The 15,072-nt window shown below is 48.7% G+C and carries 16 protein-coding genes; 15 read left to right on the forward strand and 1 reads right to left on the reverse strand.

Translation table 11 applies throughout. The features are described from left to right. The first annotated feature begins 410 nt into the window (after window positions 1-410). The 11 genes from HI950_RS18710 to HI950_RS18760 all read left to right on the forward strand — a co-directional run bounded on the left by HI950_RS18710 (window position 411) and on the right by HI950_RS18760 (window position 9,559). Window positions 411-920 (forward strand): GNAT family N-acetyltransferase, encoded by a 510-nt coding sequence (locus tag HI950_RS18710; protein ID WP_169089846.1) that lies wholly within the window; start codon window positions 411-413, stop codon window positions 918-920. A gap of 37 nt (window positions 921-957) precedes the next feature. After that, window positions 958-1,542, forward strand: a complete 585-nt coding sequence (locus HI950_RS18715; protein WP_169089848.1) for a GNAT family N-acetyltransferase — start codon at window positions 958-960, stop codon at window positions 1,540-1,542. Between the two features lie 193 nt (window positions 1,543-1,735). Beyond that, complete coding sequence (locus HI950_RS18720; protein ID WP_169089850.1) at window positions 1,736-2,152, forward strand: DUF2203 domain-containing protein; 417 nt, start codon at window positions 1,736-1,738, stop codon at window positions 2,150-2,152. 510 nt (window positions 2,153-2,662) lie between these two features. Beyond that, window positions 2,663-3,433, forward strand: a complete 771-nt coding sequence (locus tag HI950_RS18725; RefSeq protein ID WP_169089853.1) for an IclR family transcriptional regulator — start codon at window positions 2,663-2,665, stop codon at window positions 3,431-3,433. Window positions 3,434-3,553: 120 nt separating this feature from the next. Then, window positions 3,554-4,255 (forward strand): type 1 glutamine amidotransferase, encoded by a 702-nt coding sequence (locus HI950_RS18730; protein WP_169089854.1) that lies wholly within the window; start codon window positions 3,554-3,556, stop codon window positions 4,253-4,255. Between the two features lie 53 nt (window positions 4,256-4,308). Next, window positions 4,309-5,217, forward strand: coding sequence for an aldo/keto reductase (locus HI950_RS18735; protein WP_169089856.1), 909 nt, complete (start codon window positions 4,309-4,311; stop codon window positions 5,215-5,217). A 272-nt stretch (window positions 5,218-5,489) separates the two neighbouring features. Continuing rightward, complete coding sequence (locus HI950_RS18740; RefSeq protein WP_169089858.1) at window positions 5,490-6,254, forward strand: RNA polymerase sigma factor; 765 nt, start codon at window positions 5,490-5,492, stop codon at window positions 6,252-6,254. 40 nt (window positions 6,255-6,294) lie between these two features. Continuing rightward, complete coding sequence (locus HI950_RS18745) at window positions 6,295-7,293, forward strand: hypothetical protein (RefSeq protein ID WP_169089860.1); 999 nt, start codon at window positions 6,295-6,297, stop codon at window positions 7,291-7,293. 39 nt (window positions 7,294-7,332) lie between these two features. Further along, the gene (locus tag HI950_RS18750; protein ID WP_169089862.1) at window positions 7,333-7,740 is read left to right on the forward strand and encodes a VOC family protein; all 408 of its coding nucleotides are present in this window, start codon (window positions 7,333-7,335) and stop codon (window positions 7,738-7,740) included. Between the two features lie 151 nt (window positions 7,741-7,891). Then, entirely contained in the window at window positions 7,892-8,335 is a 444-nt protein-coding gene (locus HI950_RS18755; RefSeq protein ID WP_169089864.1) for an Rrf2 family transcriptional regulator, read from the forward strand. Window positions 8,336-8,542: 207 nt separating this feature from the next. Next, window positions 8,543-9,559 carry an LLM class flavin-dependent oxidoreductase gene (locus HI950_RS18760; protein ID WP_169089866.1) on the forward strand — a complete coding sequence of 339 codons (1,017 nt, stop codon included), beginning with the start codon at window positions 8,543-8,545 and terminating at the stop codon, window positions 9,557-9,559. Between the two features lie 451 nt (window positions 9,560-10,010). On the opposite strand, the gene HI950_RS18765 is transcribed toward HI950_RS18760, so the two are convergent. Next, window positions 10,011-10,637, reverse strand: coding sequence for a M15 family metallopeptidase (locus HI950_RS18765; protein ID WP_411268110.1), 627 nt, complete (start codon window positions 10,635-10,637; stop codon window positions 10,011-10,013). Between the two features lie 153 nt (window positions 10,638-10,790). Here HI950_RS18765 and HI950_RS18770 point away from each other — a divergent pair, with 153 nt between their 5' ends. The 4 genes from HI950_RS18770 to HI950_RS18785 all read left to right on the forward strand — a co-directional run bounded on the left by HI950_RS18770 (window position 10,791) and on the right by HI950_RS18785 (window position 14,881). After that, entirely contained in the window at window positions 10,791-11,234 is a 444-nt protein-coding gene (locus HI950_RS18770) for a MarR family winged helix-turn-helix transcriptional regulator (RefSeq protein WP_169089870.1), read from the forward strand. A 50-nt stretch (window positions 11,235-11,284) separates the two neighbouring features. After that, window positions 11,285-12,262: a ring-cleaving dioxygenase gene (locus HI950_RS18775; protein WP_169089872.1), complete on the forward strand. Its 978-nt coding sequence runs from the start codon at window positions 11,285-11,287 to the stop codon at window positions 12,260-12,262. 120 nt (window positions 12,263-12,382) lie between these two features. Next, on the forward strand, window positions 12,383-13,996 hold the full coding sequence (locus tag HI950_RS18780) for an S-layer homology domain-containing protein (RefSeq protein ID WP_223285378.1): 1,614 nt from the start codon (window positions 12,383-12,385) through the stop codon (window positions 13,994-13,996). A 36-nt stretch (window positions 13,997-14,032) separates the two neighbouring features. Continuing rightward, the gene (locus HI950_RS18785; RefSeq protein ID WP_169089874.1) at window positions 14,033-14,881 is read left to right on the forward strand and encodes a pirin family protein; all 849 of its coding nucleotides are present in this window, start codon (window positions 14,033-14,035) and stop codon (window positions 14,879-14,881) included. Window positions 14,882-15,072: the final 191 nt, after the last annotated feature.

Genomic DNA, 15,072 nt, shown 5'->3' on the forward strand with positions numbered 1-15,072 from the left:
GTGGCGGAATGGCAGACGCGCGCGACTCAAAATCGTGAGGGAAACCGTGGAGGTTCGAGTCCTCTCATCGGCACCATTTACATCCGTTCAAACTCTTAAGATCAATGTGATCTTAGGAGTTTTTTTGTTTGCAGCATGGTTGCTTTCTAAAGGGATTTTCTGTAAGCTATGGTGAATGTGCTACCTGTAATAATACAGAAAGAAAGGAAGTGTGCTCATGATATTTGGGGTATTTTCTTCAATTATGTTCATCTTTTACGGTCTACTGGGGCTTATGGGCATATATTGTCTGTATTTATTGATCAAATTTTTAATTCGGGCTATTCAAGCGCTGGATATTCATTTGGATGAAAAGAGAAATAGACATTTATAAAGAAAGCGAATTTTTATGTTGATGAGGGGGAAGAACGATGTCATCTGATTTTATAATTAGCGAGCTGTCCGAAATATCGGAGAAAAGGCTAAGAAGTCTTGCAGCATTACTCGTTGAGGTAGTCGATGAAGGAGCCTCCATCGGTTTTTTGCCTCCATTAAACGTGGCAGAAGCGACTTCGTATTGGTCACAGGTCATCAATGATGATGTTATTTTATGGATCGCAGAGCGGAACGGAGAAATTGTCGGTTCCGTTCAATTGCATCTTTGCTCGCGTCCCAATGGAACCCACCGCGCTGAAATTGCGAAGCTCATGGTGCATCCGCAAGCCCGCCGTAAAGGGCTGGGACATATTTTGATGGCTGCGGCTGAAGAAAGGGCGCGAGCGGAAAATCGCAGTTTGCTCATCTTAGATACGCGGGCCGGCGATCCCTCCAATCGACTATATCGCTCAATGGATTATATAGAGGCAGGGCGAATACCCAGATATGCAAAAGCTGCAGATGGGGAGCTTCATGACACGGTGTATTATTATAAAAACGTATAGACGCCATCATTAAACCTGGTTTAGGAGGCATGCCTTTATGAGCGAATTGATTTCCAATCCCTTATTGCTATCCATTCCCGAAAGTATTGAAAGCGATCGACTGCTCATCCGTGCACCGAAATGTGGAGACGGCATTCAGCTTAATGAGGCGGTCATTGAAAGCATAAACGAGCTTAAGCCATGGATGCCATGGGCTCAAAGCATTCCGACTGTTGAGGAATCCGAAATCGTCATTAGGCGCGCCCGCTTAAGGTATATGGAGCGCACCGATTTGATGCTCTTGCTGTTCTTGAAGGAAACGGGTCAGCTCATCGGCAGCAGTGGCCTTCACCGAATCGATTGGGAATCACGGAAGTTCGAGATCGGGTACTGGGGCCGTACAGCTTTTAATGGCAACGGTTATATTACGGAAGCAGCTGAAGCGATTACGAATTTTGCTGTCCACGCTCTTAACGCCAATCGCGTTGATATACGCTGCGACTCACGCAATCAACGAAGCGCGCGAGTAGCGGAGCGATTAGGATTTACGCTAGAAGGCATTCTTCGTTCTGAAAAATGCGCAATTGACGGCTCACTGCGAGATACGATGATATTTGCAAAGGTGAGAGGGAAAGAGTTTTGACGACGTTCATGGACACATGGACTCCTCCTCATTTATATTTCCGGTACCTCCCTCATCTTTTTCATTTTTTACTGATGCAATACAGCAAAGGGTCAAATACAGCCGAGCTATGCTTTTGGATGAAAAGAGGTTACCATATTATAAAGAGGTTGATCGAAAAAAGAAGCGCAATCGGATAAGGAGTGTACACAGGATGGGGAACAAAACCTTTACACTGGAAGAAGCCAACGAGCTGCTGCCGCAATTGAAGAAGGATTTAAAGCTGCTTCAGCAATTAACGGCGCAGTTCGAGAACTTATATGTAGATTACCAAAAGGAAAAGGCTGCTTATGAGCAAGCCTTCGCTGCGGTAGAAGGCAGCAAGGACCCGTTCTTCGAGCAGGAAAGCCAGCTTGAATTCATGAAGATGGAGGCGGACCTGCTGATTGACAACTTTTCGCGAAAAGGCGTGCTTTTGAAAATGATCAATCCAGGGCTGATCGATTTTCCAGCCGAGCTGGATGGCGAGGATATTCTCATTTGCTGGAAGGAAGGGGAAGAGCATGTTAGTCATTATCATGGATGGCATGATGGCTTTATTGGCAGAAAGCCTTACCCGGAACAAGACTGATCATAACGATGAAAATGAAAATGATCGGTGAGGGCAAAAAAGCCTTAATCTGGTCATTTTTTTGTTGTTAGGCGGCATTGCATAATGTGAAACCTTTGCCATTTTTGAGGTGCAGCTGCTGAGGATGAGGGAGCAAAGCTGAATGCAGTCCATCAAGGCTTTCTTCCATAGAGAATAGATCTAGAAAGTAGATCTATTCTCCGCAAACCAGTCACAATTACAGAAATAGGTCTAGAAAATAGACCTATCTCAGCGCCTTCACTTACTATATGAACGCTGGAGCGCCGTATGATCACAGATAGATCTAGAAAGTAGATCTATTCTCCACAAACCAGCCACATTCACAGAAATAGGTCTAGAAAATAGACCTATTGCAAAGCGTATATGGTCCCCAACAGCTTTACACCAGCCATTGGGGCTGTCTCAAATGGTTGGATAAGACCTGCGAGATGGTCCCTCTTGCAGCTGGGTCAGCAAGGATGAGATAGAGACGAAATGAGGCGAGCCGCCATGTCAGGCGTAATTACGAAGGCAATTCACATGCTGGATCTTCTGCTTCCGCAAGGAACGGAGAAGGAGATGAGCGTTACGGAAATAAGCAGGGAGCTGGATATGCCGGTTCAAAGCGTTCACCGGATTTTGGCCTCCTTAGTAGAGCATGGGTTCGTAGCGCAGAATGCGAAGACGAAGAAGTACAAGCTAGGCCTGGCGATTATGAAATATGGCTTCCTGATGTGGGACAGCCTGATGCTGCGCACGGTTGCGAGGCCGTTCATGGAGGAGCTTTCGCAAAAAACGAAGGAAACCGTCTACCTCGCTACCCGCGAAAATGCAGAGGGCGTCTATATCGACTCCGTTGATTCACCGCAAATTTTGAAAATATCCGAACCGATCGGGCTTAAGCTGCCCTTGTTCATCGGTGCATCCAACCGTGTGATCCTCGCCTATTTGCCAAGAAAAACGCAGGAAGCACTGCTGGCTGATGTCGACTGGTCGTCGGCGCCCTCGCTAAAGCCTTTGACGCGGCAGTATATAGAGGAAGAGATTTCAACGATACATAAGCAAGGGTATGCAATAACGGCAGGCGAGGCAACGGAGGGAACGACCGGTATCGGTGCCCCGATTTTTTCTTATGAGAACATGGTGATCGGCTCGTTGAATGTGGCAGGGCCTTCCCTTCGATTTATGGAGGATACGATTGAAAGAAACAGCTCTCTCGTCAAAAAATACGCGGATCTCATTTCGAACGAGCTTGGATATCGGTATAAGTTGAAGCGATAAGCTATTATTTATTTTTCATTTCCCATTATTCGGGATAATGGTATTTCGGATACTGAATAATGAGAATATAATAACCTTCATTAGCCGCAGCCCCTGCGTAAATTGGAGGAGAACTGGACGATGAATATGCTTGCTTTTAGACACTTTGAATTTGATGATGATTATGCGCTCCGTTCATGGGCAAGCCTTAGAGGGCATCGGCTGGAGATGCGAGATCCTTCTGTTGAAATAAACACAGCTTGGCTTGATGAGATAGATTTGCTCGTTATTTGCGGCGGACCGATGAGCGTTTACGAGGAGGAGCGGTTCGTATGGCTAGCTCACGAGAAACAGTTTGTGAAGCAGGCGATTAAGCGCGGCAAAAAAGTGCTGGGCATCTGCTTCGGCGCTCAAATGATAGCTGAGCTGTTAGGCAGTCCCGTATATCGCAACGCCTATAAGGAAATAGGCTGGCATACGATTAATCGCACGGGGGAGCAGCATCCGTGGCTCGATGGCTTGCCGGAGCAGCTGGTTTCGTTCCAGTGGCATGGCGACACCTTTGACCTGCCGGCTGAAACGCGCCTTCTCGCCTATTCGGAAGCGTGCAAGGTGCAGGCTTTTGCCTATAGGGAGCATGTACTCGGGCTGCAATTCCATCTGGAGACGACACCGGCATGCATCGAATCGATGTTTGCGCACTGGTCCTCCGAGCTGATCGATGCTCCGTATATTCAGACGGAAGAGCAAATTCGAAGGCAATTCGGTCAAAGCGAGCATTCGATTAAAGCTCTCCACCGTATACTGGATCAGATTACTACCTATGCAGAGGCAGCATGCTGAAGTAGAGATTTATTTTTTAAAATAGGATCGGAAAAGGAAGGGAGTGTTCAAGGATGAAGCGCAATCGTCTAGGAAAATCAGAGCTCTACGTTAGTGAGGTTGGTCTTGGCTGCATGTCGCTTGGAACGGATAAGGAGAAGGCGGTAGCTCTCGTACATGAAGCGATTGACGGGGGCATCAATTTTTTGGATACGGCGGATCTTTATCATGAAGGGCTCAATGAGGAGTTTGTCGGTGAGGCTATTCGTGGGAGGCGTTCAGAGGTAATACTCGCGACGAAAGTCGGCAATCGCTGGGAGCCTGGCAAAGAGGGCTGGACATGGGACCCGTCCAAGGCTTATATCAAGGCAGCAGTGAAGGACAGCTTAAGAAGGCTTCAAACGGACTATATTGATCTCTATCAGCTGCATGGGGGTACGCTGGAAGATCCTATCTCGGAGACCATAGAGGCGTTCGAGGAGCTTAAGCAGGAGGGGCTTATTCGCTATTACGGTATATCCTCCATTCGGCCGAACGTCATTCGAGAGTACGTGGATCGTTCAAATATCGTAAGCGTGATGAGCCAGTACAGCATATTGGATAGAAGGCCGGAAGAGCAGGTGCTTCCTCTTATGGCAGAGAAGGGGATAAGCTTAATCGCCCGCGGTCCGGTGGCAAAAGGGATTTTGACTCCTGAGGGCGCTGGGAAAGCGGAGAAAGGTTATTTGGATTACGGCAAGGAGGAGCTGTCGGTATTGCGTACTGCTTTGCATGAATTAGGAGGAGGCTCCCGTGATATGGCCCATACGGCAATCCGATATGCGCTAGCCCATTCAGCTGTTGCGACAGTTATACCAGGTGCAAGCTCAACTAGGCAATTGCTGCACAATATAGCGGCGAGTGAGGCTGCTCCGCTAACGCCACTTGAATTAGAAGCTATTCAGAGCTTAAGCCGAAACAGCCGTTATGAGCAGCATCGTTAGAATAAATCCGATGAAAGATGACCTGGCAAAGTTGTCATTTACAGAACAAACGTTCTGCGTTATGATCTCTTTGTGGGTATGGAGAAATGTGGAAGCTGCCTGCCGGGCAGCTTTTTTTGAGCCTATAAATAGTGCTCAAAATGGTTCGTATGCTGATTAATACTGAGTTAATACTGACAAACGTTAATATGAAGACAAGCCTCTATAAATATAAATAGAAAAGCGGATAGATATTTGAAGTAGTCGGCATCAGTCATGCAGGGGGGATAGATGTGGAAGTATGGGCACTAGGTTCGGCTTCCTTGACAAGCAGCGAAGCAGAGGCGGGAGGGCAGGAGCAGGCATTAGTCGAGCGGGCTCGATCCGGCGATGAGGAAGCGTTCGGAGAGCTTGTTCGGAGGCACCGTGCCAAAGCGCTAGGGCTTGCAGGGGCGCTGACGAAGGATTCGTTTATGGCGGAGGACATCGTGCAGGAAGCGCTAATACGCGCGTTTTTGCACTTGGGTACGCTTACAGATGCGAGTCGCTTCATGCCTTGGCTCCACCGGATCGTTCGCAATCAAGCCTATATGAAGCTGCGAAGGGGAGGGCCCTACAGCAAGGAAAAGCCATTCATTGGCTTTATGAGCGAGTCGGGGATGACGAAGGACGCTGGGAAGAGCGGGCAGGCGATTGACTGGGGCGATATTGACAGCATCCTGTTTCATCTGACGGATCATGCCTTGTATGAGTCGAATGGACAAAGCCCGGAGCAGCATGTCATGCGCCAAGAAATGCTGCAAAGCATTCATCGGTTGATTCGATGCTTGAACAAGCGGGAACGGGATATTTTCGAGGCGAGATTTTTTGGAGAGCTGCCTCCGGCTGAGATTGCCGTTCTATTCGATACGACGACCGCTAACGTCTACAATACGCTTTCAAGATCCCGCGCTAAGCTGCAGAAGGAGCGCCTGCGCATGTCAATCAGTCTTTACGTAGAGCAGCGTGCAACGCTCGGTTTGCATAGACGCAGGATTTTGGCGCCTCCCCCCTTATAGACGAGAGTAATATGCCTTTGAAATGGAGATGAATGCTTGGATGACGCAGGATAGGGACTGGTCAAAAACATGGACCTCAGCAGCTGCCGCCATTCATGGCGCGGTGAGCTACACGGACAAAAAACATTTTACATTAACGGATGTGATGGGCTTTACCGGCCACGCCTTTCGGATGAACATTGATCCTAAGAGCATTAACGCAGCGGGGCCTACCTCTTTTCCAGGGGGATATATACTCCGTCGCAACCTTTGCAATCTCGGTTTTACGAGCTGCTTGGCCGACCCCTTTATGCCGATTGCGACCGATAAAGTAAACCGGACAATGGCACTCGTTCAGCAATCGATTGACCGAGGGGTTCCCGCAATCTCGTTTGATTTATTTACTCCTGAATTTGGCTTGATTTATGGCTACGATGACGAGAAACAGCTGTTTTATGCGAAGGATGCTGCACATGATGGGACAGTAACCTATACCTCGTTTGCTGATCCCAAGATCGATTTGCTGTTCGTAACAACGATTAGCGAGAGCCTGCCTCACTCGAAATACGAAATTCTCCGCATGGCGTTATCGATGATCGTTGATCATGCAAGGGGTAAGGAGTGGACGCATGTGTTCAGCGATAACTTCGTACAGGGACTTGCTGGTTATGAGGCATGGATTGGAGTGATGGAGCGGCGTTGCGCTGATGAAGCAGGCCTAGCCTACAACGTTGCTGTCATCGCCGATGCGAGGGAATTCGCCGCTCGTTTTCTGCGGCAATTGGCATTCCGCTGGGACGGAACGAACATCGTGGAGCGAACGGTTCGGAAGCATGCGGGCGAAGCAGCCCAGCATTACGAAGTGACGGCGGAAGCGCTCGGTGGTCTCAAGGAGCTGTTCCCCTTTCCTGAAGGCGGCCAGCCGAAGGACCCGGATATCGCCGACCGCGCAATTCTCATGCTTAGGCAAGCGCAGGAGGCAGAGACGAAGGGAGTGGAGCAGCTGGAGCAGCTGTTTCATTTTATGAAGGAATACCATTCGGAAATTTGGGTTAATTGATTTTTATTCAAAAATGACGAGAAATGGAGTGGATACGCGATGATCAAACGAATCGAATGTGCCTATGTGCCTGTATCTGATGTGGAGAGGTCGGCAAAGTGGTATGAGCGTGTTTTGGGCATGAGCCTGCGTTCCGCAATAGAGCCGGGGCGTGGTGCGATAATGGTGATGGAGGAAGGAGGATGGTTATTTCTTCTTCCAAGCCCTGATATGACGCCGCTAACGTTCGCCACGAATGGCTGGAAGGAAGATGGTGAGTCATTCGAAATGTTCCCGCTTTGCTTTGAAACCAATCAGATTCATGCGCTGTTCGCTTCGCTTAAGGAAGCTGGGACATGGGTGGAGCAGGACATTCGGGATGAGGATAGCTGCGGCCTGCAGCTAAATTTCAAGGACCCTGATGGAAATAAATTTCAAGTATGGCAGCAACCGGGACTAATAGGTTAAAAAAGCAGGTTTTGGAGCCCTATAGAGTAGGTGCAGAGAGGGAAGTCTATGCGAGAACTTTCTCTCTGTGCTATTCTTAGATTGGAAGGTTTGACTTTATCAACTGTATGCAATAATATTACAGTATCCTTCTTGAGAGGGAGTCGTGAAAATGAATAGTGAATTTACGGTAGCGGTTCACAGTCTCGTGCTGTTAGCCTACTTGCCTGATCATATGGCCAGCAGCGATACGATCGCTCGTAACGTTTCGACGAATCCGACGCGCATTCGTAAAATTATGAGCACGCTGCGGAAGCACGGATTTGTGAGGACGAAGGAAGGAATCGGCGGCGGATATATTTTGAACTGTGAGCCCGGTGAAGTTACGCTGGCTCAAATTTATCGCGCGATTTCCGGAGGAACGCTGAAGCCGCATTGGTGTTCGGGCAACCCAGAGGTGGATTGTCTCATATCGTCTAATATTCAGGTCGTTATGGATCACTTTTTCTATGAAGCGGAGCAGCATTATGAGGCTTACCTGGAACAAAATACGCTGCAAACGGCTTTGGATAAGATCCGCAAATGTCAGCAGCAGCAAAAAGCACAGCAGGTATAATGTTTGAAGTGGATGTGAGGAATCACGGCTGCTTCATCAACAATTAGCGGTAAAAAGTTAGTAGGCAGTTTTTACCGCAGATTGTTGCTGTCCTCCATAAAAGCAGCTTTTTTATTACTCAATATGTATTTAATATTCATACAGTTAATTTTCGGAAATGGATTCTGGAAGGCTATAATTCCGATTTTAAAGAAAAGGGTGAGCGTTATGTCAGAACAGACGCAAGTAAATTCAACATTTAACATTCCACTGTCGGTGCTCGATGTTTCTCCAATTGTTGAAGGAGGCTCCGTTGCCGAGTCGCTTAGAAATACGTTGGATCTTGCACAGCATGCGGAAAAATGGGGCTACAACCGCTACTGGCTGGCGGAGCATCATAATGCGCCAAGCATAGCAAGCTCGGCAACGTCAATTGTTATCGGGCATGTAGCGGCAGGCACGTCGACAATTCGCGTAGGCTCAGGCGGCATTATGCTGCCGAACCATGCGCCGCTTGTCATTGCGGAGCAATTCGGCACACTGGAGTCTTTGTTCCCAGGCCGTATCGATCTAGGACTTGGCCGCGCGCCAGGCACGGACGGTCTCACAGCAGCGGCGCTTCGTGGGAACAGAAAAAGCAATGGGCATGATTTTCCCGAGCAGCTGGCAGAGCTTCGCGCATTTCTAGATCCGTCCAGCGCAGAGGTGGGCATGCCAGTAAGGGCTATTCCAGGCGAAGGGCTGGACATTCCGATTTGGCTGCTGGGCTCAAGCGATTTTAGCGCTTTGCTGGCTGCGCAGCTTGGCTTGCCGTTTGCATTCGCCGGACATTTCTCGCCAAACTTTACCGTTCCAGCTATGAATCTATACCGCAGCAGCTTCAAGCCATCGGCAATTCTTGATAAGCCAAAGGGAATGGTTGCAGTCAACGTTGTGGCGGCAGATACGGATGAAGAGGCGGCTTACCTCGCGACGTCCATGCAGCAGCTATTTCTTTCTTTTATTCGCAACACGCGTGGTCCTTTGCCGGCTCCGGTTCGCGATATGGATACCGTATGGACGCCGCAGGAGAAAATTGCTTTGCAGCAGCAGCTCGGCTCTTCCATTGTCGGGGGCCCAGATACGGTTCGCAGCAAGCTTAAGCAATATATTGAGGCGACACAAGCAGATGAGATTATGGTTGCGGCTCATATTTTCGAGCATAAGGCACGCTTGCGTTCTTATGAAATTATAGCTGGGCTCTAATGATCGGGTTGGGTGGACCAGATTGTACTCCGTATTATTCAAATGTTGAGAAGTAGCGTAGTGACAGGACATTTTACTATCTGCTAAGTCACCTGTCTTTATGCTGCAATGCAGCAAATAAATTCAGGTGTTCAGAGGCGCTGAGACAAAAGTAAAGGTGAGGCCACGTCAGACTTTGAAGACATTCCCTTCCTGTTAAGAGGGAAGAGCCCAGTTTCACTAAGACAGGTCGCTCGCCAAAAATAGGTCTACTTTCTAGACCTATTTTTGCGATTCGCGTCAGTTTGAGAAGAATAGATCTAGTTTCTAGATCTATTCCCGCTGCATAGCGCCCAACCAACCTGCCCCAATTCCCAACTGCCCATTTGCACGCAAATTAAATAAGCTGTCCTACAAGGTCGAAAACCTTCTGGGACAGCTTATTTTTTGCGAACTCGGAGCTGTTCTTCGATCATTCAGTTGGCGGCCGCTGTCCATTTCGGAGCTGACGGATTGAATAGCCGAAGTCCATCTGCAGGTGCGGGTAGTCAGGGAAGTTATTCCAATCACCGCCCCAAGAGAAGCCAAGCTGCTTCGCAATGGCAACAACCTCCATCCAATCCGCTTGCCCGTTTTTGTTGCCGTCATATTTCATGTCCCACACGACTTCGCCCTTCTTGGTGCGCAGAGCAAAATCGATGGCTAGGCCGTAATTATGATAGGAATGCCCGCCTTGCACCTGCGTAACGACCTTCCCCTCCGCCGTTCGACCTTTAGCGTAAATAGCATCCTGCTCCTCGCTTGAGCGGAAGCCGTCCGTAATGAGAATCTTGATGCCAGCCTTGGCCGTTTGAGCGATCAGTTCATTTTGCTTCGCAAATACGATCGGATGCAGTTCCGTTATCGGAGCAGCGGGAATGATATCGTCGTTAGGCAAGTATGGCTCGAAAGTGAGGATAACTTTCCATAATATGGCCGCAGTTAACGCCAAAATAATCAGAAGAAGAAGCCTGTTACGCTTGCGTTTCGCTCTTGTTACGAGGTCAAGGGGAGTCTGACCAATCGGCAGCGGCTGCCGTGTATAAGGGTTTCGTTCTATCATGCTGGCTCTCCTTACGCTTTATATCCGCCTATCTTAACATATTGCGCTTGCGCTGACCCTAGCCCGTGGTAGGGGATTGGATGTCGACATTTGACTTTTTATCAGTTTAGGTCTAAACTGATACATATAACGAAGGAGCGAGGTGATCCAATGAGTCAAAAGGATACGGAATCTTGTCTTTCGAAACGAGATGAGCGATTAGGCTTAATGATATGGTATCGCTTATCGCGGGTTTATAACCAAAGCCTGAAAGAAACCCATGAGCATTTGAAAAAATGGAACCTGTCTGTCTCCCAGTTTGATATACTCGCGCAGGTTGGGGCAAATAACAGATTGACGCAGCAGCAGTTAGCCGACAAGCTGTTTGTCACTAAAGGAAATATTACGCAGCTGCTTGGCAAGCTTGAGGAGCTGGACTTCGTAAAGCGCGAGCAGGAATGGAAAACAAAATATGTATCCTTAACAGAGAAGGGCAGAGCGCTGTTTAGTGATGTCGTCCCCATGCAGGAGCATTTTCAGGCGTCGCAGTTCAACGCATTGAACCGGGATGAGAAGCGGCAGCTGCTCGACTTGCTCAAAAAAATACAAAATTAAAAGCGTTCAAAGCATCAGTTCTACCCAAAATTGATTAGGAGGTTGTTATTATGCAACTTAAAGGCATTCACCATGTATCCGCGATTACAGGTACCGCATCCGGCAACTTTGACTTTTATACGAAGCTGCTAGGACTTCGCTTAGTTAAGAAGACGGTTAATCAAGACGAGACCTCGGTCTACCATTTATTTTATGGCGATGAGAAAGGAAATCCGGGAACGGAGCTTACTTTCTTCGAATTCCCGATGACGGGCAAAAACCGCGCCGGAACTAGCAGCATTTCATCCCTATCCCTTCGGGTGGCGAATGATGCAGCGCTTCGCTATTGGAAGGCGCGCTTCGAGCAGTTCAGCGTTGACCATGATGAGATCATTGAACGCGCAGGCCGCAATACGATTGCTTTTAGAGATTTTGAAGGGCAGCGTCTCGTGCTCGTATCCGACGAGAATAATGAAGGCGTCAAAGGCGGCATTCCTTGGGACAAAAGCCCTGTACCTGCTGAATTCGGCATTCTCGGACTTGGTCCAGTACAGCTGACGGTTCAAAATCCGGAGCCGACCGTACTCGTTCTAACGAAGCTGATGGGCTTCCGCGAAAAAGGGAAGTATCCGTCCACGATTGCAGGCCAGCCGGATATCGTCGTATTCGAAACCGGCGAAGGCGGAAGCGGGGCCGAGGTTCATATCGAGGAGCGGCATGATTTGCCGCGCGAGCAGCAGGGCCATGGCGGCGTTCATCACGTAGCGTTCCGCGTGGACAACGACGATGAGCTTCGCGAGTGGATTGAGCATATACGCGGGGTTCGCATTCCTAACTCCGGCTTCGTCGATCGCTTCTATTTCCGCTCGCTTTACTTCCGTGAGCCGAACGGCATCCTTTTTGAGCTCGCGACTGATGGTCCGGGCTTCGCTACAGATGAAGATATCAACCACTTGGGCGAATCGCTGGCATTGCCTCCTTTTCTAGAGTCGCAGCGAGCGCAGATTGAAGCGAGACTTAAACCGCTGGAAACCAAATCAAACGGTTAACCTTTTGGATCTCGCATCTCTGGCATTTCGCTTATATCGCATCGCTACCAATAATTTAGCAATGAGTAATAGACGATAGTTTGGTATGATTCGAAGATTCGGCCTTATGGGAGGGTCTTCATGAAGTACAGAAAGAATCGTATTATACTAGCAACATTTGTTCTACTACTTTTGTTAACGATGATCATGCAATCTGCAAGCGCACAAGGCTCTCTGCCTTTTGATGATATTTCGAGAAGCTATGCCAAGCAGGAAATTATCGATTTGTATCAAAAAAAAATAATAACGGGTACATCGGATCGTACCTTTTCTCCAGCCCAATCGATTTCCCGAGCCGAGTTCGTTACCGTGTTAGATCGGCTGCTTGGACTAGAACCTGTAGCATCGCCTGTCTCGCCTTTTACTGACGTGGCTAAGAAGGCATGGTACTATGGCTGGATTCAAGCAGCCGTGCAGCTTGGTTTAGCCGATGGCGTAAGCGCAAGTGCCTTTGCGCCGGCAAAGCCTGTCACGAGGCAGGAGGCAGCCGTATTGCTCTCGCGTGTTTTAAAAAAGGCGGATTACGCTTCGAGCACGATCCTGAACTTCGCCGATGGCAGCCTTATTGCAGAATGGGCGCTCCCGTCCGTTATGACCGTTCGCGAGCTTGGCCTTATGAAAGGCGACGATTCGGGCTATTTCCGTCCAGCGGATGCCATTTCCAGACAGGAAACGGCGGTAATGATCCATCGGGTGCTGCAAAATATGAAATGGGCAGCAGAGCTTGCAGCGAAGCCGAAGGAATCGATAAAGCTTGGCTGGCAGTATGCGCAAACGACGCAGCAATATGAACAAAATATTTTGTCGTCCAATGTGAATACCTTGTCTCCGCGCTGGTACTTTGTAGGGGCTGCGGGAGAGGTAGCCAACGATACCGATTCAACCCTAGTGGCTTGGGCAAAAAAGCATAATAAAAAAGTGTGGCCGATGGTCGGCAATCGCTCCGATCAAGCAGCTACACATCAAATGCTGTCCAGTTCCGGAGCGCGAAATACAGCGATCACGAAGCTGGCGGCATTTGTCCAAAAATATGATCTAGACGGGCTTAACGTCGATTTCGAGAATGTAGCGCCACAGGATCGTACATCGTTAACGGCTTTTATCATCGAATTATCGAAGAAGCTGCATAATATGAACGCCACACTCTCGATTGATGTATCTCCCGACCGGGGAACCGACTGGACGGATGCTTTCGATTATGCCTCGCTTGGCGAGTATGCTGATTATGTCGTATTGATGGGCTATGATGAGCATTGGGGCGGCAGCTCAGTCGCGGGATCTAATGCCTCTTTAGACTATGATAAAGCTGCGATTGACAAGCTATTAAGGCTAGTGCCTAACGAAAAGGTCATATTGGCATTGCCATTCTATAATCGCGATTGGGACTTAAAGAAGGATGGAAGCGTGGAATCCTCCGCATTCATTTCATTTAGCCGGCAAAATGCTCTGATCGCTAATTATTCGATTAGGCCGGTATGGAATGCTAAAGAAGGACAATACACGGCAACCTATGTGAAAAATGGCGTGACTCATAAAATGTGGGTGGAGGACGGCCGTTCGTTAACCGCAAAATACAAGCTCGCAGTTGATGCAAGACTTGCTGGCTTAGCCTATTGGTATATAGGCGGCGAGAGCGCTGATATTTGGTCCAGCATGAGAAATGCCGATCGTTTTTTGGGATATTCGTTTGAGTAATGAGACAGCTTTCCTATCAGGAGGAGGGATAACGTTATGAGCGGGAAATCGCAGATCTATAAACGCAGCATTAAGAAGATACGCACGCCGGAAATTAATCATATAAGCAGCCAGCATCAGAACAGCTTTATTTTGGAGCAAGGGCAATTTGAAGAACATGACCCATTTCTGATTTTGGCGGAGGATTGGTTTCAGAAGGGCTCCTTCGGCGATCATCCCCACCGCGGCATTGAAACGGTAACGTATGTGATCAAAGGACGGCTTGAGCATTATGACAATTCGTCTGGCAGCAGGGAAGAGCTGGCTGCAGGCGATGCACAGTGGATGACGGCTGGACGCGGTGTTATCCATAATGAGGACCCTGTGGAAGGTGAAGTGGTACATTCGCTTCAGCTATGGGTTAACCTGCCGGCTGCCGACAAAATGACAGCTCCCCGATATCAAAATCTAAGGAGCGCCGATATGCCTGTCCGTGAGGAAGCTGGTGCCGTCATTCGTGTCTTTTCCGGCTCATCGGGAAGCGTTCAGTCCGCAACTCAAAATGTAGTCCCTGTTACCATGGTAGAGTTCACGCTTGAGCCCGGTGCTTCGGTCAAGCAGCAATTGCCGGGTTCGTACAGCGGCTTCCTCTATGTGCTTGAAGGGGAAGGGGAGTTTGGCAGCGAGCGAACTAAGGGCAGCCAGCGACAAGTATTAACGCTAACGAGAGAGGAAGGCATCGAGACAAGCGAGCTTGAAATTACAGCCGTAACGAAGCTGCGCGTTATGCTTTATGCTGGTCAACCGCTAAATGAGCCGATTGTCGCCCGCGGACCGTTTGTGATGAACACGGAGGAGCAAATTAGGCAGGCTTATACGGATTATCGGAATGGTAAATTTGTTTAACGTATTGAGAAAGGCATGCCCGTTCATAGCGGCGCGTGCCTTTTTTTTATTGGCGGACAACATTCCTCCGAATTGAAAGCGCATTATATATACTTCCATTACGAGACGCAACGAAAACAATAATGGTATTTTCCGATATTGTTATTGCGCGGGCCCTAATTGTAAAATATGGAACGTCAGGGTCTATTTGA

The organism is Paenibacillus sp. PL91 (assembly GCF_012935325.2).
In the GTDB taxonomy this organism is placed as follows: Bacteria; Bacillota; Bacilli; order Paenibacillales; family Paenibacillaceae; genus Pristimantibacillus.

Bases quoted from the DNA above. Each gene is read 5' to 3' on its own strand.
- HI950_RS18710 (WP_169089846.1), top strand. From the start codon at position 411: ATGTCATCTGATTTTATAATTAGCGAGCTGTCCGAAATATCGGAGAAA.
- HI950_RS18715 (WP_169089848.1), top strand. From the start codon at position 958: ATGAGCGAATTGATTTCCAATCCCTTATTGCTATCCATTCCCGAAAGT.
- HI950_RS18720 (WP_169089850.1), top strand. From the start codon at position 1,736: ATGGGGAACAAAACCTTTACACTGGAAGAAGCCAACGAGCTGCTGCCG.
- HI950_RS18725 (WP_169089853.1), top strand. From the start codon at position 2,663: ATGTCAGGCGTAATTACGAAGGCAATTCACATGCTGGATCTTCTGCTT.
- HI950_RS18730 (WP_169089854.1), top strand. From the start codon at position 3,554: ATGAATATGCTTGCTTTTAGACACTTTGAATTTGATGATGATTATGCG.
- HI950_RS18735 (WP_169089856.1), top strand. From the start codon at position 4,309: ATGAAGCGCAATCGTCTAGGAAAATCAGAGCTCTACGTTAGTGAGGTT.
- HI950_RS18745 (WP_169089860.1), top strand. From the start codon at position 6,295: ATGACGCAGGATAGGGACTGGTCAAAAACATGGACCTCAGCAGCTGCC.
- HI950_RS18750 (WP_169089862.1), top strand. From the start codon at position 7,333: ATGATCAAACGAATCGAATGTGCCTATGTGCCTGTATCTGATGTGGAG.
- HI950_RS18755 (WP_169089864.1), top strand. From the start codon at position 7,892: ATGAATAGTGAATTTACGGTAGCGGTTCACAGTCTCGTGCTGTTAGCC.
- HI950_RS18760 (WP_169089866.1), top strand. From the start codon at position 8,543: ATGTCAGAACAGACGCAAGTAAATTCAACATTTAACATTCCACTGTCG.
- HI950_RS18770 (WP_169089870.1), top strand. From the start codon at position 10,791: ATGAGTCAAAAGGATACGGAATCTTGTCTTTCGAAACGAGATGAGCGA.
- HI950_RS18775 (WP_169089872.1), top strand. From the start codon at position 11,285: ATGCAACTTAAAGGCATTCACCATGTATCCGCGATTACAGGTACCGCA.
- HI950_RS18780 (WP_223285378.1), top strand. From the start codon at position 12,383: ATGAAGTACAGAAAGAATCGTATTATACTAGCAACATTTGTTCTACTA.
- HI950_RS18785 (WP_169089874.1), top strand. From the start codon at position 14,033: ATGAGCGGGAAATCGCAGATCTATAAACGCAGCATTAAGAAGATACGC.